A 26,058-nucleotide genomic window follows, 5' to 3' on the forward strand; every position below is an offset into this window, starting at 1 on the left:
GAAATAACCAGAGAGAGAGTTTTATGAATTCAGTAACATTTTTAATTAACACCCTGTTTGATCTGTATATCATGGTCGTTCTGCTGCGCGTCTGGCTGCAGGTTGCACGTGCAGATTTTTATAACCCCTTCAGTCAGTTTATTGTAAAAGCGACGCAGCCCGTTGTTGGACCTCTGCGCAGAGTAATTCCAAGTTTAGGCGGCTGGGACTGTGCAACCATTGTCTTTGCATTTGCCGTTGCAGCCCTGAAAATTGTCGCATTAAGTCTGGTTATCGGCGCTTCATTTAACCCGATTATGGTGCTTATTTCCGGACTGGTTATCTTATTAACAGCCGTCTTTAAACTGATCTTCTGGGTCTTAATCCTACGTGCAATTTTAAGCTGGATAAGCCGCGGCCATAATCCGATTGAAGCTGTAATGATCCAGCTGACCGAGCCTTTATTATCTCCAGTACGTCGTTTTGTTCCACCTATCGGCGGACTTGATCTATCGATGATTGTGGTTATCGTCGGTTTACAGTTCTTAGAAATCCTAGTGAACGATCTGCTAAGCAAACTGTTTTAATGTCCGCAGTTTATCTGCAGTATCAGGGCGAAGATATTCTGCTTCGCCTTGTGTTACAACCCAAAGCCAGCCGCGATCAGTTTGTCGGATTATTAGGAGATGAACTTAAAGTGGCTATTACCGCTCCTCCAGTTGACGGCAAAGCGAATATCCATTTAATAAAATTTTTAAGTAAACAGTTCAAAGTGCCTAAAGGCGGCGTGATCGTTGAAAAAGGCGCGTTAAACCGCCATAAATTAGTGCGTATTAAAAGCCCCAGACAGATACCTGATTTTCTTACCGGTGAGCTTTGATAACAGAAAACAATAAGGAACAGCCATGTACAAAATCAAACAACTATGTCAGATCTTTTTTGCTGCTGTTTTACTGAGTTTCAGTGCTTCGAGCAGCGCAGAACAATTCCAGGAATTTTCTAATTTACAGGTTCATTATATCGCCCTGCCGTCAACCTTCCTGCCGCCGGCTGTCGCCAAAGAGAACGGTATTGAACGCAGTAAATACCGCGGTCTGATTAATATTTCAGTACTGGATAAGAAAGCTTCATTAAAAGCACTTAGCGCAGATATTTCCGGCACGGGAAAAAATCTGCTAGGTCAGACAGAACAGCTGCAGTTTAAAGAAATTAAAAGCGGCGATTCCGTTTATTATATAGCGGTCTACCCTTTTACAAATGAAGAAATTGTAAACTTTAACATTAAAATAAAAACAGCAGATAAAACCAGCACACTAAAATTTCAACACAAGTTTTATGTCGAATAAACAGTTAACAAACAAATAAGCGGAAAACAAAATGAAAAAGCAATGGGTATTAGCCACCGGTAACAAAGGCAAAGTCAAAGAGATGAGCGAGTTATTAAACAGCTTCTCAATCGATGTTCTACCGCAAAGTCAGTTCAACGTTTCAGAAGTACCAGAAACGGGCACAACTTTTGTCGAAAATGCGATCATTAAAGCGCGCCATGCGGCTAAAGTAACCGGCTTACCGGCGATTGCCGATGACTCGGGATTAGAAGTAGACTTTCTAAGCGGTCAGCCGGGTATTTATTCTTCGCGTTTTTCCGGCGAAAACGCCACTGACCGGGAAAATATCGATCTGCTTTTAAGCAGGCTTGAAGGTATCGGCAGCGAACAGCGCAGTGCGCGTTTTCAGTGTGTATTAGTCTATATGCGTCACGAACTGGATCCGACTCCGATCATCTGCCAGGGCACATGGGAAGGCAGTATTACTGAATCCATCCAGGGGGAGAACGGTTTTGGTTATGATCCGGTATTCTGGGTTGAAAGTGAGCAGGCAAGCTCAGCCCAGCTGAGCAAACAGCGTAAAGGCCAACTCAGCCATCGCGGTAAAGCATTAAAAATGTTAGTTGAGCAGCTGAAGGAACAGCTGGCTTAATTAACCAAGTTCCTGCGCAGAGCGTAGGAACTATATCCCCTCCCTTTTCCGATAGAACAACAGGTTTTCTTATGCTCCAGCTGCCGCCGCTTAGTCTTTATATCCATATTCCCTGGTGTATTGAAAAATGCCCCTACTGCGATTTTAATTCACATAAATTACGCGGTGAAATTCCCGAACAGGATTACCTGCAGGCCCTGTTAGATGATTTAAGTAATGATCTGGTTTATGTACAAGGCAGAATTCTGGAAACGATCTTTATCGGAGGCGGCACACCAAGCTTAATATCAGCATCGGGCATCGCCTGGTTATTAACTGAAATTAAGAAAAAGATCCCTTTTAAAGAAAATATAGAGATCACCTTAGAAGCCAACCCCGGCGCCATTGAAAACCAGAAAATTGCTGATTTCAAAAAAGCGGGGATCAGCCGTTTCTCATTCGGGGTACAGAGTTTTCAACAGGAAAAACTAACCCGGCTAGGTCGAATTCATGGTGTAGAGGAAGCTAAAACAGCAGCCAGACAGGCACATGCAGTGAACATGAAAACCTTCAATCTAGATCTTATGCATGGCTTGCCCGACCAGACACTTAACGATGCATTACAAGATTTGCAGACCGCAATTGATCTTAAACCCACGCACCTCTCCTGGTATCAACTAACCATTGAGCCGAATACCCAATACTTCTCTCATCCGCCGAAACTGCCTGAAGATGAACTATTATGGGAGATTCAGGAGCAGGGACAAAAGCTTCTCGCTGCTAACGGTTATCAACAGTACGAAATATCAGGTTACAGTAAACAAGGTTTTGAATGCCAGCATAATCTTAATTACTGGCGCTTTGGCGATTACATCGGTATCGGCTGCGGCGCACACGGTAAATTTACTCTGCCGCTGGAAAATAAAATAACCCGTATCAGTAAAATAAAACACCCTAAAGGCTACTTAGACAGATCTCGTCCGTTTTTAGATGAATCGAATGTGGTTGATAAAGAAGATCTAGCGTTTGAATATATGATGAACCGCCTGCGTTTATTTGAAGATATTCCCTTCAGCGAATTTGAAGACTATACAGGTTTGACTGTCGACAGTATTAGCAAACCTGTGCAGCAGGCAGTTAACAAAGGGCTGTTAATAGAAAAGCAAAACTGCTGGCAGATAACCACGCTGGGGCACAGATATCTTAATGGGCTGCTCGAGATGTTTATGGATTAAACTTTATCCGCACCGAGGTCACATGCCCCCGGTGCGATTAGGTTATAAGAATAAAGAGATCACCACCGCACCTGTTGTACCGGTGATTGTTTCCATTACAGCCCAGGTCTGCAGTGTCTGCTTTTCAGTTAGACCAAGGTACTGGTTAGCTAACCAGAAACCTGAATCGCTCACCAGTGAAAGAACCATAGAGCTGCAGGTGCTTAACATAACAAAAAGAACTCATTTTCTATCCCCTTAGCAAACAAGTACAGTTCAGCTCTTCCTTATCGTCGTTTCATTAATAAATTTAACTAAGCTTTCAACTGATTTAAAGTCCACATCTTGCGACGTAAAAATACGCTGTCTTTTTTTGCTATAGCAGAAATTATAAAGATAGGTAAAAATCTTAAACCACTGTATATAGATTTTATGTGAAATAGTTTTTTGATAAGACTTTGGCAGCCACTGATGGAAGTGATGCAAAAAGTCTAAATTCCAATCACCCCGGATTACATTGAACTCTGGTATTTCGCCTTCCGTTAACGGACAAATAGTTATATCCCAGTAATTAGCCTGGCACTGGAAGGTCATCTTCAGCCAACTCTCATTCCACCAGCCAATATTCTGTTTCTCTATAGGAATAGGATCAAGTAGTTCTGATGGTCTTACATATAGATAATAGAGGTGACATTGCAGCAGCTTTACTCGATCCGCAAGATGAGTGATTGAAGCACCACGCAAGAAGCTCTCATGTTCAAGTAAAAGACGGTAATGCTTGTTTGCTGGGAGTAATTTCTGCAGCACCTTAAAGTGAGCATGAGCCGCATACACGGGCCGCAGAGATGTCCCTTCTCTTGATTGACTTTCGCCCTGGCAGGCGTAGGCTAGCTCATCAAATTTATGTCTAGAGAAAATCTTACTGTAAGTAGCAGCAACATGAGAAAATGACCCGTCATGGTTATTACTCACTTGCTCTACGCTGTCTAAATCGTATCGACCAGTTACATTTTGTTTATCTAACAACAGGTTGTCACAATAAAGAATTTGAAAGCCATATTGACATTCAGCAGTTGTCAGTCCCCAGCATTTCAATCCAAATTTTTGATTTCCTCCTGAGCGAAGCTCTGTAACATGACTTTCTGTATGGAGCGTTGTCTGCATATTGGAATTTAAAAATTCAGTAACCAGTAAGGTGCTGACCTGATTCAATATATCTGCCAGCTGCTTTAACCGAGAATAAAAAACTTTACTGTTAATACTCAAATGATGATGAAGTCTGGCAGGAGAATTTCCTTCGATTAATGCCTCAAGAAAAGGCTGAAGTTTCAGAGAAATATTCTCTGGATTTAATAAACTAAATACTGTCGCGCATTGGCTGCATCTTCTTCTTTGAGTGCCAGATTTAGTTTTCCCATATAATTGAGCGGGCGTTTCTTCTACACATTTTGGACAATGCAGTACTTTCAACGCTCGCCTGGATTCTAATATTTGATCTGTTAATTCAATAATTGATTTATTATCTAAAACTGGCGTGAATGCCCCGCACTCAGGGCATTGGTATGAGTCAAAGCCTAATTGACTACTGCGTTTGTAAATCGATAAGTCAGGGTTAGCTAGATTGATGCAGTTAAATGTTTTACACCCATTAAACTCTATTTTCATTGTTTAACTTTCCATTCAACCACTGACAGATTTTACGCCTTATTGACGGCTGATATCAACTTGTCGACCAAGCTCAGGAACCTTGATGTTTTTACTTTGCTTAAAGCCGTCAATAAGTACTTGAGTTACAGAATCACCAGTAGATAACGTCGTACCTTTATTAAAGACAGTGTAACCATCTCCTCCACTTGCGGCATACGAATAAGTTGCAACCGTATATTTTTGAGTGTCGGAAACAGGTTCTCCGTTAATAGCTAAGTTAAGTAAACGCTGCTGCTTTGGCTTGGTACTGTCATAGTCAGCTTTAATACCGGAGAACTGCGCTAAACCATAAGGCAGCGTAAAGCTGTATTCAAGCAGCTCTTTAATATTCTCACCAGTCAATTCAACTACCGTTAGTATGTCGGTGAATGGAAATACATTCATCACATTTTCTCGAGTTACAACACCTTTATTTAGATCAACTCGAATACTGCCTGAACTAATCATTGCAATATCGGCATCGGCACTTTTGCGCATAAAATCAGCAACTAGATTACCAATATTTGATTCTCGGTAGTAACTACGAGAAGCTGTTTTATCGATCGTTGCAAGCTCGTCTGCAAGCTCAGGATAATCATCACGCACTTGCTGGATAAGTTGATGAGCTTTTTCATTTCGTTTTAACTTAGCTGATTCAACAGGAATTAATTTTCCACTTAAGAATTTAACATCATGCTTTTCAGTATCAACCGTGAACTTAGTATAGCCAAGGTGCATGCCTTGTCCGAATGTCAACCCGATAACAGTACCAGTATCGGGGTGAACAACGGGTTCAACCAGTCCATTATCTGAATGACCACCAAAAATAACATCGACACCTTTTAACTTGCCTGCCATAGCATAATCTTCATCAAAGCCGCGTTGTACCTCTGCATCTGCTTCTTTGTCTGTCTGCATTGGTGCGGTCTTATTCTGATGGGTCAGCACTACGATCATATCGACATCACTACGGATTTTATCAGCCCATTTTTGAGCTGTCTCGGTCGGATCTTTGATAGTTAGACCTTTACGGTTACCTTTCCACATCGTGTTATAAAAGGCATCGTTCCCCATCACAGCAATCACACCAATTCGTATACCATCACGTTCCAGGATGGTGTATGGCTGAGAAAACATAGTGTCAGAAGCTTCGTGAAAAATATTGGCATTTAATACAGGAAAACTGGCGCGCGGCATGGTATCTAAGAGTGACTTCCAGCCATACTCAAACTCATGATTACCTAAAGCAATGACATCGTAGCCCATTGAACTATAGAGATCGAACGGCAGCTTACCTTTCGATTTTTTGGATAAAGCACCAGTGTAAATATCACCAGCATCTAACAAGAAACTTGTCCCTTCTTCACTCTGAACATTCTTAATTAAAGTAGCTAAGTATGGAATGCCGCCAATTTTTTCGATGTCGTCATTCCAGAATGCCTCAACCGGATCATATACACTTTCAATATCATTAGTATGTAATAGAGTCACTTCTTTTATTTCAGCCCAGCTTGGCATTGCTATAGTCGCAGCGATTAATGACAAAGAAATAAAAATTGGTTTTAGTTTGGGTGCATTCATGACGATCTCATTCTAGAAGGGAAACATTTGTGCATCTTACTAATTAGTGACCGTATAAATGTGACTGGAATCGCAATTAAGTTGCTGGCCAGCGATGACTTCTCGAGTATTTACTTTACGAGTTGATCTTGGGTGATAATACTTCAACTTTGATACTAGTCTGTTTAACTACAATGTTGATGGAAACAAACTGCTGAATATGGATTAATCAGCATGCTTATCTCCGTTCAGTGGAATCAAATTCTAAGCAGATCAGACATATCGGTCACGGCGTCCGCTGCTCAATATTAAACTCAAAGTATTTGATTTTATGGAACAGCACAACATAATCTATCTTCTGCACAAGGGATTATATGTCACAATTAACTCTGATGACCCGGCCTATTTGGACGGTTATATGACAGATAATTTTTTGGCGGTAAGTAACGCACACTCTATGAATAAAGCTGAAATTACTCAATTTACTTTTAATGCCATCGAGGCAGCTTTATTTCTAAAGGTGAAAGAAAAGAATTAGAAACAGTGACTCGGAGAGATTTACAACTTCATTAGTCGCAATTACTGCAGATAAATCCATTATTATTGGTTAAATCAAACAGCTGTACTAATGCTCACCAACGGCTGCTTTATTACACAAGCAATACGCACCGCCAAAGCCTGAATTGGAAGATCGGTGCAATGGTCAATTAAAGATCTGAAAAAGTTAAGGGCAGCCGAAGCTGCCCTAAGTTTAGTCACTCTATCTAGTCCGTGATAGTTGATGCTCCCTGCTGTACATCTATTTGACTATGCCAGTCCTAGGCACTTATTTACCAGTCCGTTGGTTTCATCCTTTTTAAATCCCTATAAGATAAACATCCTGCTTATCCATCATCTCCCTTTCCGCTGGAGGTGTCCTGTTTTGTCATCCTGACTTAACAATATCAATCCTAGATATTACTAATCTTCCATCCTGGAAGTGTCCTTGACCGCATCCTGCAGTATGTTCCGTTTATCATCCTGATATATAAAACAACCCTGTTTTATAAGCTCCCCCCCCTGGGAGTGTCCATTTTGTCTTCCTGACTTAACAATATCAATCCTAGACATTGTGTCCCTCGACCGCATCCTGCAGTGTGTTCCGTTTATCATCCTGATATATAAAACAATCCGGTTTTATAAGTTCCCGTCCTGAGAATATCCTTTTTTGTCATCCTGACTTAACAATATCAATCCTAGACATTATTAATCTTTCATCCTGAAAGTGCTCCTTAACCGCATCCTGCAGCTTGTTCCGTTTATCATCCTGACATGATAAATAATCCTTATTTATCATGAACAACATCCTGTTGTTATCCTTGCATCTTCCAGTGACTGTTAAACTCCTTGTAAAACATTCTCCTTGTTTGCGGGATTAATAATACGGTGAAACACCCGTTAATGCGGCACCTAAAAAACAATTATTTATGGGAAAAAATAACGGAAAACAACAAACAACCAAAAATCAATAACTTAAAGAGAGGTAAAAATGTAAAAGGTTAGTTTTTAACTCTTAGTGGGTAGTATGTCTGCTGCGGCGAATGGTCAATCTCTCACAAGTTAATTCTCAGCGTGAATTATCTGGAAATTTATAGTTAAGTGTTGGTACTAATATCAACAAAAAATGGGAATTTGTTTTCTTTTTCAACAGGTAACCTTACATTCATGCGTTATAGCAGATTCAAAGTCATGGTGTAGACGGCTGTCGGGAATGCATAAAGTGCGGAAAGTTAAAAACGAAGAACCTATCTCAAGTGTATTAACACTCACCTATTATCGCAGCTAAATAGATAAGCAAGTACATTTTTCTAAGGCAAGGAGGACTGCCGAAGCAGCCCTTACTCAACCGTTACCATTCAAAGGAAAGGCTAGCCGTGATAATTTCTTTTTATCGAGACAATCTCACCGGTCACCACATCAATAATCAGCTCGTTATCATTTAAAAGCTCAACTTCATAGAAAGTAATCCCCTTTTTATTCTCCAATTCCAACTCAATCACACTGGACCCATAATCTTTTTGAATTTTACTAATACTTGCCTGAAGGTCAAACTTAGCGGTATCTAACTGGTTAAGCATGGCATGGTCTTTCTCATCTAACTTGCTAAAACCGGCAACACTTAAAGACTCTCTTTCATCTTTTAATAATTTACCATCCGCAGTACTAAATTTAAGCTTGTGCTCTATGCCTTCCTTTTCATTAATAACTTCTACTTCAAAAACGGCCTGGTGATTGTAATCATCCAGCTTTAGTTCTGTTATCTTACCCGGGAAGTTATTCGCCACCTTTTCAACTACTTGCTCAATCGAAAAATTAGCGCGTTTTAATGCTAATTCAGATAAGCCGTCATTATCAGCAGCAGCTGCGAAAGAAGTAAGTACTAGTGCACTCGATAAAGCAATACGTTTAATAAATTTCATGTTTGTGTCCTGTTGTTTAAGTGATGCGGCAAGTTTAGCAAAGCACTTTAGACAGAAGATGGACAACACATTACAAAAAATTAACAATTGAATTATTAAAAAACTGACTATTAATAAAATGGTTACAGGTATGAACTAAACAAATAGACCGTGTCAGTTTTTTAACTTTTTAGAGGAACAGGCAAGAAGCACAGGGGAAAAATTAAAGGCCTCCCCCTGTGAGCACTGAATTAAAGCAGGTTATGCCTTGAACGGCACCATTTACTAAATTCGGATCCGCACAAAAAACATGCGCTCCGAACAAGCGTTTAAAAAGTCGTTAGAGGTATTGCTTTTGCCTACTTTTTTGCGGCCATCACTTCTTCCAACGAGAGTCCAGTCAGATCACGAATGGTGCGCCACAAATAATAAAAAACCCCCAGCATCATTAACATGGACGGTAGTGCAATCATCGGGTAGCTATATAACGTTAACTGTCCCAGCTGCTCATTAAACTCCGGAGTGCCCGCAGGGCTAGTCACAAGCCACTTAGCTAGTATGTAATTCATTGCGGCTGAAAAAGCAAAAGAACATGCAACAAGATAGGTGGCCTTCAGCAAGCGTTTTTCAAATGCGGCCGTACTGTTATGCTCTGCTAACCTGTTCTTAATTTTTTCTACGTCCATTAGATCGGGGTTAAACAGTAAAGCTTTTACTAAAGGGGAAGGCGTAAAAGTAGAAACTAAAACGACAATGCCTATCACCGCAGGAATGGCAGCTTCTTTAATCGCCAGCCATTTAGTGTCTAGCTCAAACAAGCCGATACCACCCGTCAATGACACACTGAGTAGTCCCAGCAAAGCGATAAAATTAAACTTTCTGTATTTTATTAATTCAAAAAGCCCCCAGCCAAGTGGAAAGGCAAGCGCAGCAATCAGCCCTCCACTAGCCCCGAGATCACTTTCACCACTTAATTTCATTAGTATAAATGACGGGATAATAATGCTGACAAGAAGGTCAACCATCGGGCGGGGTTTATGTGTCGATGTGCTGTTCATAATGCTTACTTATTCGTTACAGATTAGATATAAATGGTTATAACTAATTATCTTCAATAATACAATAGACCGGCAGCTTGCAATAAGACAGATAACCGAGGAACTTTTGCGTCCAAACAGCGGCCAGATTAATTTGATCACAGCACTTGGATAATATGAAATTGGATTTTTCCAAAATTACTAAGTTACTTTAAATATAAAACGAGCATAGTTAAGCTAATGAGCATCAACAAACAAAATATATTCCATTTAAATACAATCGGTTACATTAACCAGCAAACCACATTATCTTTGTTTTAATTCTCCGAATACACTAAGCATCCTGCCCGGCTGCCCAGCCGCTTGCCCATGCCCACTGGAAATTAAACCCGCCTAACCAGCCGGTAACATCTAAAGCTTCACCGATAAAATATAAGCCCTTTACGTTTTTACATTCTAAGGTTTTTGAAGAGATCAGATCGGTATCAATACCACCTAAGGTTACTTCGGCTGTGCGATAACCTTCAGTACCGTTAATCTGAGGCGACCAGTGGTGAAATAGTTCTGAAACCTGTTTCAGCTGCTTTTCGTTATACTGTTTCAGCGGCAGGCTTTCAATTTCAGCAGCCGCTAATAAACACTCAACCACACGCTTAGGAAGCTGCTGTGATAATAATGTTTTTAATGCCAGGTCCGGACGGCTCTGCTGGCTATTAATTAGCTCTGCATATAAATCTAAATTAGGCAGCAGATCTAACGTTAACACACCTCCCGCCTGCCAGTAGTTTGAAATTTGTAAAATAACCGGACCACTTAAACCTCGATGGGTAAATAACAGTGCTTCAGTAAAGCTGATCTGTTTAACTTTATTACGCTGATCTTTAATCTCACAAACCGCTGTTGCCGGAAAGCTGATACCAGATAACGGCGCAAACAACTCTTTCTGCGCCTGATGCAGGGTAAAGGGCACTAAACCGGCGCGGGTTGCTTTTACCGGCAGCTGATGCTGATCTGCTATTTTATAAGCCAACGGTGTTGCGCCCATTTTCGGCAGCGACAAACCGCCGGTAGCAACAACCAGAGACTGACACTCATAATTCCCCTGTTTGCTCTGCACGGTGAAATGGTTATCGGCAATTTTAGTGTGAGAGAAGATTTCACACTGAAGCTGAATTTTTACTCCAGCCTGCTGCGCTTCATCTAATAACATCTGCACAATCTGTTTTGCGCTGTCATCACAAAACAGCTGGCCGTGATCACGCTCATGCCAGCTGATTTTATGCTTATCCACCAGCGCGATAAAATCCCACTGTGTATAACGGCTTAGCGCAGATTTTACAAAATGCGGGTTATCACAGAGATAGTTACTCGGCTCAACGTATAAATTGGTGAAATTACACCGCCCGCCTCCGCTCATAATAATCTTTTGTCCCGCGCGCTTGGCATGATCAAGTACTAATACTTTACGGCCGCGTTTAGCAGCCTCTATTGCACACATTAAACCAGATGCGCCCGCACCAATGATTATTACATCTAACATATTAAACCCCTTAAAATTATGCGCGTAAGGATACACTAATTAATGTTAAAATCCGGAAATATTAAAGACCATTTATATACAAATCATATGACAGACATTTACTTAATTCGCCATGGTGAAACGACCTGGAATAAACAAGGCAGACTGCAGGGTCACCTTGACAGTCCGTTAACCGAAAAAGGAAAAAACGATGCTCTGCATCTGCTGAATTATTTTCAGGATATAAATTTAGATGCTATTTACAGCAGCGACCTGGGACGCGCGCTAACTTCTGTCAGCCCCCTTGCGCAGATCAAGCAGTTAACGATTACCCGTAAAGTAGAGCTGCGTGAGTTAAGTTACGATCATCTTGACGGCAAACCTAAACAGAGTTTAAGCAGTACTGATAAAAAGCAGTTAGCAACTCTATTTTCTGCACAATTAGGATACCGTATCGGACAGGGTGAAAGTTTACAGACTTTACAAAAACGCCTGAGCAGATGTCTGCACGGCATTGCACTTGCCCACCCGGGTCAGAAAGTAGCAGTGATGAGCCACGGCCTGGCGATAGTGATGTTTTTAAAAGAGATCTTATATATTCCAGTAGATGCACCGCGCACTATGGATATTCATAACGGCAGCGTGACACACCTTACTTTTGACGGGCAGAACTGGATGCTGCAGAGCTTATACCATTCTAAGTAAATATCTGATCTTTTATGCTGGTTTAAATTAACCATCTCTGCGTTATAAGCTTTATAAAGGGAACAACCATTTACTGCAGCTCATGCCTTGATATGATTAATTTTCCCTGCGCCTAAATTGACCATTTACTTACCTAGAATCGTATTACAAAGGTAGTTTTAACCGCGCAATACAAGAGGCGAGGCTGAAGCCTCACTTCCGAAAACAGAACATAATATTAAGCGGGCTGGTATTACTAAATTACAGGCAAAAAAAAGATCGCACTAGGCGATCTTTTTTTGGTATCAAAGAGAGTATTACTTAGCAGCGACTTCGTCTGCAGCTGCAATCTCTAATAGTTCAACTTCGAAAACTAGCGTTGCGCCAGGAGGGATAGAACCCGCGCCCTGTTCGCCGTATCCAAGTTCAGCAGGAATAACGAACTTGTATTTTTCGCCGACACTCATAAGCTGTACACCTTCAGTCCAGCCGGGAATTACACGGTTAAGCGGGAATTTAGCCGGCTCACCACGTGCTACAGAACTGTCAAACTCTGTACCGTCTAGTAATGTACCAACATAATGTACTGTTACAGTATCTTCAGCTTTTGGTTTAGGACCTTCCGCTTCTGTGATTACTGAGTACTGAAGACCAGATTCAGTCACTGTTACGCCTTCAACTTTAGCATTTTCAGCTAAGAATGTTTTTGCTTCTTCAGAGGCTTTTGCAGTTTTTTCAGCCATTACTTTTTCAGCGGCTGCCTGCACTTCTGTATCATAGGCTTTCAGCGTTTCAACCATCTCTTCATCTGTTAATTTAGAGTTACCGCGAAGCGTATCTGTTATACCTTGAAGAATGATTTCTTTATCTAATTCCAAACCAAACTCAGCCTGCTTCTCAAGCGTTGTTTCAACATAACGAGAAAATGACGAGCCGATTGCATATGCTGCTTTTTCCTGGCTGTTTGCAAATGCAGCTGCTTCTACTACAGTTTCGGTTTCAGTTGCTGGAGCTTCCTGCTCTGCCTTTTCATTACAACCCACAGTGAATGCAACAGCTGCTGCTAATAAAGACACTTTAAATACGTTTTTCATTGTTACTCCAATATTTTTTTCTGATTTATTAAGTGAAACATGTAGCGATACTGTTTTTGTCGTGTTAGACGATCAAAATCATGTATCTAAATTCGTAACATTATACTAACCTTAAAGCTAATTTTTACCTAAAGTTAATTATATAATGCCATTAAACATCCATTTCAAATCACTTTTTTTATTGCTAAGTCTCGTTTTTATTACTGCCTGCGAACGCTCAGTTTCCCCCCTGCAGCAGTATGAGCATGCGGTAGAAGGAGCATTTGCGGCCGAGATATCTCAAAATGGTGATTACTCCATCATATCCTCTATTCATCACGGGTTAAGCCTTTGGGATAACCGTAACAATAAATTACTCTTTCAATGGCAGCATCATAATGCGCAGCGAAATGATATTTATATTGTTCGACTTTCTGCAGACAATACTCATGCACTTTCTGCAAGCCGTGACGAATTTGCAGTCTGGGATATGAAAAGCGGTCTGTCACTGGGTTTTTATCAAGTAACTGATTCACCGATTCGAGACATCCGCATATCCGCAAACGGACGATACGTTGTCTATGGACAAGTGAATGGAAAAATAGTTCATATTGATTTAAAAACAGGTCGTCGTTTAGAGATGCCTATTCATACTGAAAAAGTAAACAGCGTCGATTTATCGGCAAATGGCCTTTATGTTTTATCCGGTGGCAATGACTACAAAGCTTTTTTATGGAACAGTCAAACCGCTCAAATCATTAAAGAATTTAATTTCAATAATCGAGTCTCTATGGTGAAACTTGAAGATAACGGCCGTTATGCTTTTGTTGCAGATAACCAGAAAGCATCACAGATATGGGATCTAAAAACCGGCTTACTGCAGAGCACCCTGATTTACAGAGCGCGCCAGTCCATATTTTCATCAGTACGTTTTATTAATAACGGTAAGCAGCTGTTAACCGGTAACGGTTCTAAAATAGTGCAGTTATGGGATGTCGAAACAGGTATTAGTCAGCAAAGGTGGACCGTAACCCCAAGAAAAGAGACACGACCGAAAACAGCTGTAGTATACTCAGCGACATTATGGGACGGTAATAAAATCGCGAGCGAAAGCTCAGCCGGATTTTTAGAGATCTGGCCAATTAATAAATAATACAGAGAAAATAATGGATCAAGAAACACGTATCGAACAGCTGGAAATGAAAGCAGCGTTTCAAGAAGACAATATTGAAACTTTAAATGCTGAGATATTCGAACAGCAGCGTAAATTACAGCAGTTAACCGAACAGGTTGCATTACTTGCCGTAAAATTAAAAGAGGCTCAACCGAATCAGCTTGCATCCGAAAAAGAAGAGATGCCGCCGCCGCATTATTAAAAACGCTAATGAAATTTTATGAGCTGCCGCTGACCTGCCTATTCACAGTCAGGCCAGCGCTTAACCACGTAAACGTTCACTGAAAACCTGACAGTTAGTATTTTTTATAAAATCAAAGTAATCAAAGTTGATACTTTGTGCAACACGAATATGGCTCATGCTGACCGTTTTTGCATCGTCGCGCGACATCCTTACGGACAGCTTTCCTTCTGTTTCCTGAGAACGATGGTAAGCCAAAAACTGCTTTGTTGTTGGCTTTTGTGCATCTACTATTTGCAGATAGCGTGCTTTTCGAGCTTTATAAACTGTTGGATATTCAACACTTGACGAAGTAATCGGCAGTGTATTTTCCACTTCAATCAGTTTCTTACCAGTCCATTGAAAAGTTCTTATTCTGTTCTTTGTACTGCATAGATCTTTAGCAAAAATACACAGCTGAAATGCTAAATAAGCGCTTAAATCCATTTTTTTTAACACTTCAATGGCATTATCGGCATCTTTTAATAACGAAAGAATAATCTCTCCGCGACTTAAAAACGGCCCCTGCGAACTCTGCGCCTGCGCCTGATAAAAATTCAATAAAGCTAACGACATGCCGCTGTTATGCACCGCAAGCCAGGTTCCCTGTCCAACAGGGTCAACGGGATAAACTGCGCTTAGCTGAGCATCAATGGCTGGAGGAAGTGCACATTGACGAGTGCGCTGTTCATCGCGATTGAAAAACAGCTCATAACCTTGATCGGTCAGTAGATAAGTTAAAGTGCACATTTTTCTGAACGTAAAAAAGTTGCTGTGGCAGGCGCAATGCCAAACTGATCCGGCGTCGAAGACTGCTGTGCTTTAGCAATTTGATCTATCATGGCAAAATGATGAATTGCATGACTTCCCGCAAAGACTAGCTCTCTAGCAAGCGTGGTTGTGACAATTTCAATCTGCTTCTCAGTGACAGATACTTCAGTTGAAAGTGACATCTGTCTATTAAGCTGCGCACTGGAAAGAGATAATAAAAAGGTTTTTATTTTTACTATTTCAGCGACTGCCTCATCTAGATCTGTTTCAATATTGCCGCCGCGGCGGCGCTTATCATAATCAATAAACTGCTCATTCATTCCTAAAATGATCGCATTATAATGATCTAAAATATGGCGCATATGCGCACCTGCTGAGCTGATAAACAGCGGGCGAACGATTTGAGTATATTCAAAAGAATTTGTAGATTCTAAATAAGCTTGTGCCTGATCTAAAATGGTTATTTGGCAGTTGATCATATAACGGACAACCCTTTATTCTTAACAAGATATTTACAATAACATAGGATAATAAAAACTGTCTAAATTTAGGACTGACTATTCAATAAATAGCGCGGCTAAATCCGGATTATCCGCCAGATCAGGATTATCAACTCTTCCATAACTTAACCAGCCGGAGGCATCAGGATCATCTGCTTCAAGCACATCACGTGGATGCCCACCACCTACCGAATGCGGCCTGGAAGCTTTAAATAACTCGCTATCATAAATAACAAATGCACCTTTTTTATAGCCCATTTTAGGCTCAAAATAGATAACATCATTAGTTTCAAGTAAAGAAATAATAATAGCGGCAGTTAATTTTGATGAAGCACTCTCGCCGCTGTTGAGTAATAAAGCTAAATTAATCTGCTTTGAATAAGTAAAGGTCTGCACCTCACCTTTCGCATCACTCCAGGATATTTGTAATTCCAAATCGCGAATATCAGCCCCTGCCTTGAAATAGTTACGTAGAGGTGTAATGACCCAGTGTAAATCAAATGAATAACCGCCGTAAGAAACCTGCTCATCAGTCTCATTTAACAGATCTACAGCGGCCGAAGAATCAAATGACTGCACCTGTTCAATTTTTTCACCAGCTAGTGCGATGACCACACCATGCGCAGCATTATTACGGTTTTGCTCAATAACCATTTTCTGCAGCCCGACTACACTCACAGCGGCATAACTGACCACCAATAACGACACTAATATTTCAATCAGTGAAAAGCCGTTCTGTTTAATGAGTTTAAGCATTAGAAGTCCCTCCAGCTTCCTTCTACCTGCTGATAACCACTGTCGGACGCCGGCATACCTAACTGAGAATAAAGTAAATTCAGCACGGTCCGGTCATAACGCACAGAGAAATGCTGCTTAGTGCCTTTACTATCAGTTTTATCGTAACCGTCAGCTGAACATTTATAGTCGCTTAATAAGGCACCGTTTACCCGAACAGCCCCCATATCGACACTGAGTTCCTCCACTAACAGTTCATTTCCATATTCATCTACAATGAAATCACCGTCTGCATCTACAGCAGCATGTTTAGCAGGTAGAAAATACAACATGCCGATAACAGATACGCCGCTGTTAGGCTGTGTGATGAAGGATCCTCCTTCAATAAAAACCATTTTGGGGTGCACGGCAGAACCAACAGTAAAACGCTTGTTTTCGGAGGTGACACTCTGTGAGGCATTGTTCTGTTCAATATTGCAGTCTCCCTGTATATAAATCACCTCATCTTCATCACTAACATCTTTTAACTGCTCTGAGCAGCTGACAGCCCCTTCAACAGTCATATCTATATCAGCAGCGTAATTCTTAATAATCTGCATATTAGTATCGTTTCTTTCAATAGCGAATGTCGCCTCAAATAAGTTATCAGGAGCGCCGTCAACACCCGTTATTAACGTTCCGAATATATTTATGCCAGCGGGCACAACTGCCTTGCCCCAGTCACCGCCGTTATCTATTACCCGATCTTTGCTATCGCCGTAAAAAATATTATCAGCAAACAGGTTACTTCCGATATTGCCCTCATCACCGGAACAGAGTTCACTGGGTTCAGTTTCTGCACCGGGGTTGCTCAGCAGCATTACATCGGCAATGTTGCCTGGAGATAAACACTCATTGATACCCAGCCCTTCACAACCGTCATTTACTGTTGCCGAAGCATCTAGATTAAGCTTACCATCGGCTGAGAGCGGCGCTGCAGGAACGTTGTAATCAAGAGAATAATTGACTTGTAAATGAATAGTACGTTTTGCGCTGTCATCCATAGACAAGCCTGATGAGGTGATTTCAAGTGTATTGGCATTCAGCTGAGTAACCTGCACGGAGTAATGTTCAGCAGAAGATAAATAACTGTAGGGCAGTTCTACGAGCATATCTTTAGCGATAACGGGGTTATCTAACTTACTGAGTATTAAATTAATACCCGACTCGGCATTAACAAAAGCTTCACTATTACGGTAATAGTTGCCGATTACCTGATTATCAATTAACTGTATAGCGACCATATTGGCTGTAAATGTAATGCAGGCAAGAGTTAACAAGACAGCAGAAATTAATACTGCAAAGCCCTGTTCGCGCTTTATTAAAGACATGACCAGCTCCTTAAACAGCGCATAGGCATACTCAAAAACAGCGCTGTAGTTTGCATCCTTGCGCTACAAGTCTAGAAAACATCACCCAAAAGTAAAATCAAAAACACCAGATATAATTTATGTTTTCAGACTCAAGTTATAGGCTTATGTTTTTATTGATATTGATCCCAAAAACAATTTTACCTGCAAATTTCATTAACATATATTTAACAACCATGTACATCTCACAATTTATTTTTATATGATGTTTTACACTGGTCGTTTATTAATCAAACAATGACAAGCACTTGCTAAATGAGGTGGTTGTTTACTTTACTACGTGGAGCGAAGAATGAGTGAAAAGCACATTTATCCTGTATCGGCTGATCTTGCACAAAAAAGCCTGCTTACTAATGAAGAATATCTGAGCCAGTATCAGCAGTCTATTAACGATCCAGCCGCTTTCTGGGGAGAAAAAGGTAAAATACTAGACTGGATTAAACCTTACTCTAAAGTCAAAAACAGCTCCTACGATCCGGGTCATATCAATATCAAATGGTTTGAAGACGGCCAGCTTAATGTCTCGGCCAACTGCCTGGATCGCCATCTAGCGGAAAAAGGTGATAAAACAGCGATTCTCTGGGAAGGCGACTCCCCCGACCAGCAGCAGAGTATCACCTATAAACAGCTTCATCAGCGTGTCTGCCGGTTTGCTAATGTGCTGAAATCACAAGGGGTTAAAAAAGGCAATGTGGTCTGTTTATATATGCCGATGACACCTGAAGCAGCGGTTGCCATGCTCGCCTGTACACGTATTGGTGCTGTTCACTCTATTGTTTTCGGCGGTTTCTCACCGGAAGCAATTGCCGGGCGTATTATCGACAGCAGCGCAAAAATAGTTCTTACAGCAGATCAAGGACGCCGTGGCGGACGCTTTGTACCTCTTAAAGCAAACGTAGATGAAGCACTGGAGAAAGAAGGCACGGACTGTGTTAAGAGTGTCATTGTCTTTAAGAATACAGGCAGTGAGGTAAACTGGATTGAGGGTCGTGATTATGACTGGCAGACTCTCGTAGAAAAAGAATCAGATCATTGCCCGCCGGAACCCATGAATGCTGAAGATCCGTTATTCATTCTATATACATCCGGTTCAACCGGCACACCTAAAGGGGTGCTGCATACAACCGGTGGCTATCTTGTTTATGCCGCCATGACCTTCAAATATGTATTTGATTATCAAGATCAAGATATTTATTGGTGCACAGCCGATGTGGGCTGGATCACCGGCCATAGTTATCTGGTTTACGGACCACTGGCTAACGGCGCAACCACCCTACTCTTCGAAGGTGTTCCTAACTACCCGACTCCAGCACGCATGAGTGAGGTTGTTGATAAACACAATGTCACTTTACTGTACACGGCGCCGACTGCGATTCGTGCATTAATGGCTAAGGGCGATCAAGCAGTTCGAGGCACCAGCCGCTCATCACTGCGTATTTTAGGATCCGTGGGCGAACCGATTAACCCGGAAGCCTGGGAATGGTATTACGATAAAATAGGTAATAAGTCCTGCCCTATCGTTGATACATGGTGGCAGACTGAAACGGGCGGCATTTTAATCACGCCGCTGCCGGGAGCCACAGACTTAAAACCGGGATCTGCTACACGCCCTTTCTTCGGGGTTCAACCAGCCTTGGTTGATAATGACGGTACTATTTTAGAAGGTGAAGTTGACGGAAATTTAGTGATGCTTGACAGCTGGCCGGGTCAAATGCGCACCCTTTACGGTAATCATGAACGCTTTGAACAGACTTATTTCTCTACTTTTAAAGGCATGTATTTTACCGGTGACGGCGCGCGTCGTGATCAGGATGGTTATTACTGGATCACCGGCCGTGTTGATGATGTATTAAACGTATCAGGCCACCGTATGGGCACAGCAGAAATAGAAAGTGCTTTGGTAGCACACCCTAAAATAGCCGAAGCAGCGGTTGTGGGTGTACCGCATGAAATCAAAGGACAGGGGATCTACGCCTATGTCACCCTGAATTCCGGCGAATACTCTTCACCGGAGTTATATGCAGAGGTCAAGCAGTGGGTACGTAAAGAGATCGGTGCAATTGCAACACCGGATATATTACACTGGGCAGAAGGTTTGCCTAAAACCCGCTCGGGTAAAATTATGCGCCGTATTTTGCGTAAAATTGCAACCGGCGAAAGTGACTCTTTAGGTGACACATCTACCCTTGCTGATCCGAGTGTAGTGGAGCAGTTAATCAAAGAGAATCTAGAAATAAGATAAGCACATAGAAAACTAACCAGCTATCTCAAGATGCAAAAATCAGCAAGATCTGAGTTTGCACCTTGAGGCAACATGGGTATAAACTGCCTGAACCACTATTAATCAAGGTTTCCGGGAGTCTTTTTTTATGGCACAGAAAGTATTAATTTTAAATGGACCTAATCTCAACTTATTAGGCCAGCGAGAGCCAGAAGTTTACGGCAGGCAGACACTTGCAGATATTATTGAAGATCTCAGCGAACAGGCATCACAGGCAAATATTGAACTCACCCATCTGCAGTCAAATCGTGAATATGAAATAATTGAAAAAATTCATCAGTCATTTCAGGATATTGACTTCATCATCATTAATCCGGCCGCTTTTACTCATACCAGTGTTGCCATTCGTGATGCACTATTAGGTGTAAACATTCCATTTATTGAAGTTCACCTTTCTAATGTTCATGCGCGTGAAAGCTTTCGTCATCACTCCTACCTATCAGATGCAGCGGTGGGAGTTATCTGCGGCCTAGGTGCTAAAGGCTACTCTTACGCTCTGCAGCATGCGTCAGATCTCATAAACAAAGGTAAGTAAGTGTTTCAACAGGCAATTAATAAAAACTACCCTGACGGGTAGTTAACTAACAGCTATCGTTAAGGCATTCTATAGTGGCTTAAAGGATTAAGGCACAGTAGTAAACCCACTTTTTAGCCGTTTAAATGGACTTTTATTGTTATTAATTTGCTAATAATTCGAGACCCGTTACAGGCAAGCCTAACTTTGTTAGGCTTTTTTTTATCTAATACCATCAGTTTGCTATAAATTTTAAACTCACAGCTGAAATCATATATGAATAATAAGCAGGCAGTACAAGAATTATTATTTTCAAGATGGCAGAATCTGCGCATTTATAACATTGTTATATTAGCTGCGTTTCTGTTTTTTTATAGCGCCGGTACAGTGCATAGCTATACCTTTTTCGACTCACCTCCCTCTTTTAATTTACCTTTTCTTCTCCCGTTTTCTGCACTTTTATTGTGTGCATATCTACTTAGCAGCATTATCCGAAAAAAAGATAGGCAGGTTATTATACTACTGCCGCTGCTGACCCTTTTTACCACGCTGTTTATTACCATTAACAGTCACTTTGAAACACAGACAACGCACAATAGTTTCCTCTATTTTACCCTGCTGCTGCCACTGTTCTATGCCTACCTGCTGGCCTATAATTTTCCGCTGTTATTAATTAATAATCTGACTGCATTTATAAGTTATACATTTACCGCCGTAGTGGGTAATACAAGTACCTTAGTGTTTATTTTAAATACCTTTTTTTTAGTTACGCTGGCCTTTTTAACTATTTACGGGCATATCAGAGGCACCGCCAAGCTGCACGGGGAAAAACAGGAAAATACTCCTGACGGCTCAGCGGTTAATAACAGCGGCAGTGATTACCTGAACAAAATAATTCATGATATTCGTCAGCCGTTAAGCAGTTTATGCTTATACAGCGACCTGTTAGAGAAACAATTACAGCAGCCCCAACAGCTGGAACTAATGCATAATCTGAAAAAATCATCCGCTCAACTGGCAGGCCGCCTGTCGGCATTAAGCGATATCACCCGCCTAGATGCAGGCAAAGTGCAGCCGCAGTTAAGCCGCACTGCAGTAACAAACGCTTTTCAGCCGTTAATTAAAAAATATCAGTATCAGGCGGAGCAGAAAGGCTTAATTTTAAAGATACGCTTTAACAATTTAATTATGCTTACGGATACTAAACTGGTCACTGATATATTAGACCACCTGCTTAGCAATGCATTTATTCACGGCAGCCAGTCTGCAGGTTCATCAATATTACTCAGCGCACGTCATTCTCAAAACAGCGTCAACTTACAGGTCTGGAATCAGGGGACAAGGATAGAAGACTCATCTGTCACTTCTCTGTTTAATGAAGTATTTCATGCACATAACCCGCTACATGATAAAAGAAAAGGTTTAGGTCTTGGTCTAGCGGTCGCACAGCGTAAAGCACACCTGTTAAAAACACAAATTACAGTCAAAACCTCTGATCAGGGATCATGCTTTTCTTTACGGATAAAAAAAGGTCAGCAGGTTTCAGAAGAGCTGCCTAATAACAGTATAAAACGGGAAAATAATGAGCATATTTTACTCATTGATGATGACTCAAGTATATTAGGAGCACTTGCAATGCTCCTGGAAGGCTGGGGATATCAGGTCTGCTGTGCCGAAACAAGCGAACAGGCCTTAACGGCTTTAACTAAAAACAGTTATGCGTTAATTATCTCTGATTTCAGACTACCGGGTGGAAAAAACGGTATTGATTTAATTCATCGCGCACAGCAGCTGTCAGATATACCTGCCGTCTTATTAACCGGGGAGGTAGATCCTGAGAAGCTAAAAGGGGGGAAAACAGCTGATTATAGAGTTTTACACAAACCAATAAAACCCGCTGCATTGCGCATTTTATTACGGCGCTTATTGAGATAGCAGACCGAGCAGCAGCGCTTTCTCTACCGCTTTACTGCGGCTCGAAGCCCCCGATACATCTAATACCTGATATAGGCCCCGCTGGTGAAACTTTACCGTATCCGGAGAAATACATAATTTCTCAGCGATCTCTCTATTATTCTTACCATTATGAATTAATTCAAGAATCTGCATCTGCCGCGGCGATAAATGATACTGTTCTTTATTCTTCTTATCTTGTCTTACCAGTGCATTTAACTGCACCGCAATCTCCGCCGGAATGAAAATATCCCCCCGCAGTACACGCTGCAGTCCGTCCAGCATCCCTTGAGGAGCATAGGATTTAGGAATAAACCCCATTGCGCCTTTCTGAAAAGCAGCCAGCACATCTTTATAATCTTCACATGCAGAAAGCACAACAACCGGTGATAAAATATTCCGCAGCTCCAATTGCTCCAGCATAGCAATGCCGTCCATCTTCGGCATATACAGATCCATAACAATAATATCAGGCTGGATCTGTTCGATCTCACTAACCGCAGCGCCAGGATCATCAAAAACCCAGACTTCATTATTATCACTTTCTAATGTTAACTTTAAACCATGAAGAAACAGCTGGTGATCATCGATAATCACAATTTTATCCATTAATCACTCCTTTTACTGACCAGGCTATAGTGTTGCTTTATGCTGTTCAATTTGCAATCAAATTGCCTGATAAATGTTAAGCTCGATTTAAATTACCAGTCGTTATCATACACTTAAACAAACCTTTCGAATTCCCTTCCCTGCGCCCGCCAAACTTCCTGCAGAATAAAATTGTTCAGAAATATTTACCCACAGTATCAGCTCACCTGTTTTCTACGCCGTTAGCCTCAAAGTGAATGTGCAGATTGGTCTATATTATTCACTTTATCCCCTGTATTCTTGCGCCATCATACTGACAACCATCCCGACAGAGGGGAAAATCATGCCTTGGATACAATTAAAGTTAAATGCGACTTCAGAAAATGCTGAACTGATCGGCGAATTATTAATGGAAAGCGGCGCCCTTTCTGCCACTTTTACAGATTCACATGACGTGCCGATTTTTGAACCAGCTCCCGGTGAAACACGTCTATGGGGAGACACTGATATAACCGGTCTTTATGATGCGGCAACCGAAATGACACCTGTGCTTGAACAGCTGAAGAAAAGCCCTCTTTTGAGTGATAACTTTGCACTAAAAATAGAACCTCTTGAAGATAAAGACTGGGAACGTGAGTGGATGGACAATTTCCACCCGATGAAGTTTGGCGAACGTTTATGGATCTGCCCAAGCTGGAAACCAGTTCCCGATGAAAATGCCGTTAATGTTATGCTTGATCCTGGCCTTGCATTCGGCACCGGAACACACCCGACCACCGCTTTATGTTTAGCCTGGTTAGACGGACAGGATCTGCAGGATAAAGTCGTTATCGACTTCGGCTGCGGTTCAGGTATTTTAGCAATTGCAGCGCTTAAATTAGGTGCAAAACGTGTAATAGGCATTGATATTGACCCGCAGGCAATCACAGCCAGCCGTGATAATGCCCAGCGTAACAATGTTTCTGAGCAGCTTGAACTGTATTTACCCGGTGATCTGCCTGAAGGTATTTTGGCTGATGTATTAGTTGCAAATATTCTTGCCGGACCGCTTCGCGAATTATCAACAAGCATTGAAGCCTTGATTAAAAATAACGGCTCATTAGCATTATCCGGCATTTTAGAGCAGCAAGCTGATGAATTAATTGGTGTTTATGGCCAATGGTTCAAAATGGATGAAGCTTCAGTTAAGGAAGAGTGGGCACGCCTTTCCGGTGTTAAAAAGTAATAAAATTAAGTGCGGCAGCACAGTTTTGTTCCTGTACTATTGCACTTTAAAAAAAGCGAAACTCAAATCAGCCTAGTTTGCAAGCAAAATAATTTCAAAATGGTTAATTATTAACCTTTATTCTGCTTGTAAAAATGCGTACACTACGCCGCCTTAACTTAGAGAATGCTTAGAATATGCGCATTGGGCAACATCAATTAGATAACAATATTATTTTAGCACCTATGGCAGGGGTTACAGACCGCCCTTTCCGCGAACTTTGCCGCTCGCTTGGTGCAGGACTTGCGGTATCAGAAATGCTGTCTTCTAATCCGCGTGTATGGAACACTAAAAAGTCTAAGTTAAGAATGGACTACCATGATGAATCGGGCATTAGATCCGTGCAAATTGCAGGCTCAGAGCCGATTGCAATGGCGGAAACTGCGCAGTTAATCGTGCAGCAGGGCGCTCAGATTGTTGATATTAATATGGGTTGCCCGGCCAAAAAAGTGAATAAGAAAAAAGCAGGCTCTGCACTGCTGCCTCATCCTGAACTTGTACAAGCAATTCTGGAGAGCGTGGTGAATGCAGTTGATGTTCCTGTTACCTTGAAAATTCGCACAGGCTGGGATCCGGAAAGCAGAAACGGTCTTGAAATCGCACAAATTGCAGAACAATCTGGAATCCAGGCACTTGCAGTGCACGGCCGTACCCGACAATGTTTATATAATGGACTTGCTGAGTACGACACAATAAAAAAAATTAAAGAAAATGTAACGATCCCTGTGATTGCTAATGGTGATATTACTTCAGTAGAAAAAGCCAAGTTTGTGCTTGATTACACTGGGGCAGACGCCATTATGATTGGAAGAGGCGCACAAGGTGCACCTTGGATATTCAATGAAATTAACCACTACCTAAAAACAGGCGAGCAAAGTGCTCCTCTGGAAAAAATGGAAATAACCCAGATTCTTCTTGGTCACGTGCAGGCACTGCATGAATTCTATGGAGAGGTAATGGGTCCCAGAATTGCTAGGAAGCATGTAGGGTGGTATTTAAAAGAGCAAGATCAGTCAGGTTACTTTAAACGACAATTTAATGCGATTGACAGCCCTCTTGAGCAGTTAAACACATTAGAAACTTATTTAAATCATCAGTAATTAAAGAGTTAATACCCATGTTTGAACAAAATATTTCTTCAGAAGCACTTACAACGACAACCAGTATTCCTGCTACAGGGCAAATAACTCAACGACCACTTCGTGATTCAGTACGTCAGGCTGTTTCTGGATATGTAGCACAGCTTAATGGTCAGGATACTACAGAATTATATGAGCTTGTTTTATCAGAAGTTGAAGCACCACTACTGGATATCATCATGCAGTACACGCGTGGTAATCAGACTCGTGCGGCAACTATGCTGGGTATCAACCGCGGTACATTACGTAAAAAATTAAAAAAATACGGCATGGGTTAATTCTCCAGCCTTATTAATGAAAAAAGCGGCTTCTTAGCCGCTTTTTTTATAGCTGTTAGAAAGTACCGAGTAACTATGCTGTG

Annotated in this window: 27 protein-coding genes; 15 read left to right on the forward strand and 12 right to left on the reverse strand. The window is 41.4% G+C overall.

Annotation, left to right across the window (positions count from 1 at the left end):
- The first annotated feature begins 23 nt into the window (after nt 1-23).
- The 5 genes from G327_RS0118275 to hemW all read left to right on the forward strand — a co-directional run bounded on the left by G327_RS0118275 (nt 24) and on the right by hemW (nt 3,173).
- Complete coding sequence (locus G327_RS0118275) at nt 24-566, forward strand: YggT family protein (RefSeq protein WP_019616255.1); 543 nt, start codon at nt 24-26, stop codon at nt 564-566.
- Nucleotides 566-859 carry a DUF167 family protein YggU gene (gene yggU / locus G327_RS0118280; protein WP_019616256.1) on the forward strand — a complete coding sequence of 98 codons (294 nt, stop codon included), beginning with the start codon at nt 566-568 and terminating at the stop codon, nt 857-859. Before G327_RS0118275 ends, yggU begins: the two co-directional genes overlap by 1 nt.
- A 25-nt stretch (nt 860-884) precedes the next feature.
- A complete protein-coding gene (locus G327_RS0118285; protein WP_019616257.1) occupies nt 885-1,325 on the forward strand; it encodes a DUF4426 domain-containing protein in 441 nt (146 codons plus the stop codon).
- Between the two features lie 31 nt (nt 1,326-1,356).
- A complete protein-coding gene (gene rdgB, locus G327_RS0118290) occupies nt 1,357-1,959 on the forward strand; it encodes an RdgB/HAM1 family non-canonical purine NTP pyrophosphatase (protein WP_019616258.1) in 603 nt (200 codons plus the stop codon).
- Between the two features lie 71 nt (nt 1,960-2,030).
- Nucleotides 2,031-3,173 carry a radical SAM family heme chaperone HemW gene (gene hemW / locus G327_RS0118295; protein WP_019616259.1) on the forward strand — a complete coding sequence of 381 codons (1,143 nt, stop codon included), beginning with the start codon at nt 2,031-2,033 and terminating at the stop codon, nt 3,171-3,173.
- A 42-nt stretch (nt 3,174-3,215) separates the two neighbouring features.
- Here hemW and G327_RS26605 read toward each other — a convergent pair whose 3' ends face one another.
- The 3 genes from G327_RS26605 to G327_RS0118310 are packed head-to-tail and all read right to left on the reverse strand — an operon-like array spanning nt 3,216 to nt 6,419.
- Nucleotides 3,216-3,383, reverse strand: a complete 168-nt coding sequence (locus tag G327_RS26605) for a GntT/GntP/DsdX family permease (protein ID WP_019616260.1) — start codon at nt 3,381-3,383, stop codon at nt 3,216-3,218.
- 45 nt (nt 3,384-3,428) lie between these two features.
- The gene (locus tag G327_RS0118305; protein WP_019616261.1) at nt 3,429-4,817 is read right to left on the reverse strand and encodes a hypothetical protein; all 1,389 of its coding nucleotides are present in this window, start codon (nt 4,815-4,817) and stop codon (nt 3,429-3,431) included.
- Between the two features lie 39 nt (nt 4,818-4,856).
- Nucleotides 4,857-6,419: a bifunctional metallophosphatase/5'-nucleotidase gene (locus G327_RS0118310; protein ID WP_019616262.1), complete on the reverse strand. Its 1,563-nt coding sequence runs from the start codon at nt 6,417-6,419 to the stop codon at nt 4,857-4,859.
- Nucleotides 6,420-6,729: 310 nt separating this feature from the next.
- Between G327_RS0118310 and G327_RS0118315 the strand changes: the two genes are divergently transcribed.
- Nucleotides 6,730-6,936, forward strand: a complete 207-nt coding sequence (locus tag G327_RS0118315; RefSeq protein WP_019616263.1) for an amidohydrolase family protein — start codon at nt 6,730-6,732, stop codon at nt 6,934-6,936.
- A 1,369-nt stretch (nt 6,937-8,305) separates the two neighbouring features.
- On the opposite strand, the gene G327_RS0118330 is transcribed toward G327_RS0118315, so the two are convergent.
- From G327_RS0118330 to G327_RS0118340, 3 genes are all read right to left on the reverse strand, one after another.
- Entirely contained in the window at nt 8,306-8,857 is a 552-nt protein-coding gene (locus tag G327_RS0118330) for a PepSY domain-containing protein (RefSeq protein WP_019616266.1), read from the reverse strand.
- Nucleotides 8,858-9,195: 338 nt separating this feature from the next.
- Nucleotides 9,196-9,894 (reverse strand): VC0807 family protein, encoded by a 699-nt coding sequence (locus G327_RS0118335; protein ID WP_019616267.1) that lies wholly within the window; start codon nt 9,892-9,894, stop codon nt 9,196-9,198.
- A 313-nt stretch (nt 9,895-10,207) separates the two neighbouring features.
- The gene (locus tag G327_RS0118340; protein WP_019616268.1) at nt 10,208-11,413 is read right to left on the reverse strand and encodes a BaiN/RdsA family NAD(P)/FAD-dependent oxidoreductase; all 1,206 of its coding nucleotides are present in this window, start codon (nt 11,411-11,413) and stop codon (nt 10,208-10,210) included.
- Between the two features lie 42 nt (nt 11,414-11,455).
- Here G327_RS0118340 and G327_RS26210 point away from each other — a divergent pair, with 42 nt between their 5' ends.
- Entirely contained in the window at nt 11,456-12,097 is a 642-nt protein-coding gene (locus tag G327_RS26210; protein WP_019616269.1) for a histidine phosphatase family protein, read from the forward strand.
- Nucleotides 12,098-12,393: 296 nt separating this feature from the next.
- Here G327_RS26210 and fkpA read toward each other — a convergent pair whose 3' ends face one another.
- Complete coding sequence (gene fkpA, locus G327_RS0118350) at nt 12,394-13,170, reverse strand: FKBP-type peptidyl-prolyl cis-trans isomerase (protein WP_019616270.1); 777 nt, start codon at nt 13,168-13,170, stop codon at nt 12,394-12,396.
- Nucleotides 13,171-13,315: 145 nt separating this feature from the next.
- On the opposite strand from fkpA, the gene G327_RS0118355 reads away from it, so the two are divergent.
- Together G327_RS0118355 and G327_RS0118360 are read left to right on the forward strand one after the other, a co-directional pair.
- Nucleotides 13,316-14,302 carry a WD40 repeat domain-containing protein gene (locus G327_RS0118355; RefSeq protein ID WP_019616271.1) on the forward strand — a complete coding sequence of 329 codons (987 nt, stop codon included), beginning with the start codon at nt 13,316-13,318 and terminating at the stop codon, nt 14,300-14,302.
- A gap of 13 nt (nt 14,303-14,315) precedes the next feature.
- On the forward strand, nt 14,316-14,525 hold the full coding sequence (locus G327_RS0118360) for a SlyX family protein (protein ID WP_019616272.1): 210 nt from the start codon (nt 14,316-14,318) through the stop codon (nt 14,523-14,525).
- 60 nt (nt 14,526-14,585) lie between these two features.
- On the opposite strand, the gene G327_RS25080 is transcribed toward G327_RS0118360, so the two are convergent.
- The 4 genes from G327_RS25080 to G327_RS0118380 form a co-directional block, all read right to left on the reverse strand.
- Nucleotides 14,586-15,293 carry an NRDE family protein gene (locus G327_RS25080; RefSeq protein WP_019616273.1) on the reverse strand — a complete coding sequence of 236 codons (708 nt, stop codon included), beginning with the start codon at nt 15,291-15,293 and terminating at the stop codon, nt 14,586-14,588.
- On the reverse strand, nt 15,281-15,793 hold the full coding sequence (locus G327_RS0118370) for a hypothetical protein (RefSeq protein WP_019616274.1): 513 nt from the start codon (nt 15,791-15,793) through the stop codon (nt 15,281-15,283). Before G327_RS0118370 ends, G327_RS25080 begins: the two co-directional genes overlap by 13 nt.
- A 78-nt stretch (nt 15,794-15,871) precedes the next feature.
- Nucleotides 15,872-16,570 carry a prepilin-type N-terminal cleavage/methylation domain-containing protein gene (locus tag G327_RS0118375; protein ID WP_019616275.1) on the reverse strand — a complete coding sequence of 233 codons (699 nt, stop codon included), beginning with the start codon at nt 16,568-16,570 and terminating at the stop codon, nt 15,872-15,874.
- A complete protein-coding gene (locus G327_RS0118380; protein ID WP_019616276.1) occupies nt 16,570-17,919 on the reverse strand; it encodes a hypothetical protein in 1,350 nt (449 codons plus the stop codon). The genes G327_RS0118375 and G327_RS0118380 overlap by 1 nt, the downstream gene beginning before the upstream one ends.
- Nucleotides 17,920-18,250: 331 nt before the next feature.
- Here G327_RS0118380 and acs point away from each other — a divergent pair, with 331 nt between their 5' ends.
- The 3 genes from acs (at nt 18,251) to G327_RS0118395 (ending at nt 22,688) form a co-directional block, all read left to right on the forward strand.
- Complete coding sequence (gene acs / locus G327_RS0118385) at nt 18,251-20,200, forward strand: acetate--CoA ligase (RefSeq protein WP_019616277.1); 1,950 nt, start codon at nt 18,251-18,253, stop codon at nt 20,198-20,200.
- Between the two features lie 127 nt (nt 20,201-20,327).
- Nucleotides 20,328-20,774, forward strand: coding sequence for a type II 3-dehydroquinate dehydratase (gene aroQ / locus G327_RS0118390; protein WP_019616278.1), 447 nt, complete (start codon nt 20,328-20,330; stop codon nt 20,772-20,774).
- Nucleotides 20,775-21,029: 255 nt separating this feature from the next.
- The gene (locus G327_RS0118395) at nt 21,030-22,688 is read left to right on the forward strand and encodes a hybrid sensor histidine kinase/response regulator (RefSeq protein WP_019616279.1); all 1,659 of its coding nucleotides are present in this window, start codon (nt 21,030-21,032) and stop codon (nt 22,686-22,688) included.
- Here the strand turns inward: G327_RS0118395 and G327_RS0118400 are convergent.
- Nucleotides 22,677-23,315: a response regulator transcription factor gene (locus tag G327_RS0118400; RefSeq protein ID WP_019616280.1), complete on the reverse strand. Its 639-nt coding sequence runs from the start codon at nt 23,313-23,315 to the stop codon at nt 22,677-22,679. The two genes, G327_RS0118395 and G327_RS0118400, sit on opposite strands and share 12 nt — an antisense overlap.
- Nucleotides 23,316-23,637: 322 nt before the next feature.
- Here G327_RS0118400 and prmA point away from each other — a divergent pair, with 322 nt between their 5' ends.
- The 3 genes from prmA (at nt 23,638) to fis (ending at nt 25,975) form a co-directional block, all read left to right on the forward strand.
- Entirely contained in the window at nt 23,638-24,519 is an 882-nt protein-coding gene (gene prmA / locus G327_RS0118405) for a 50S ribosomal protein L11 methyltransferase (protein ID WP_019616281.1), read from the forward strand.
- Nucleotides 24,520-24,695: 176 nt separating this feature from the next.
- Nucleotides 24,696-25,658 (forward strand): tRNA dihydrouridine synthase DusB, encoded by a 963-nt coding sequence (gene dusB, locus G327_RS0118410; protein ID WP_019616282.1) that lies wholly within the window; start codon nt 24,696-24,698, stop codon nt 25,656-25,658.
- A 17-nt stretch (nt 25,659-25,675) separates the two neighbouring features.
- Complete coding sequence (gene fis / locus G327_RS0118415) at nt 25,676-25,975, forward strand: DNA-binding transcriptional regulator Fis (RefSeq protein WP_019616283.1); 300 nt, start codon at nt 25,676-25,678, stop codon at nt 25,973-25,975.
- Nucleotides 25,976-26,058: the final 83 nt, after the last annotated feature.

It is taken from the genome of Psychromonas ossibalaenae ATCC BAA-1528, assembly GCF_000381745.1.
In the GTDB taxonomy this organism is placed as follows: domain Bacteria; phylum Pseudomonadota; class Gammaproteobacteria; order Enterobacterales; family Psychromonadaceae; genus Psychromonas; species Psychromonas ossibalaenae.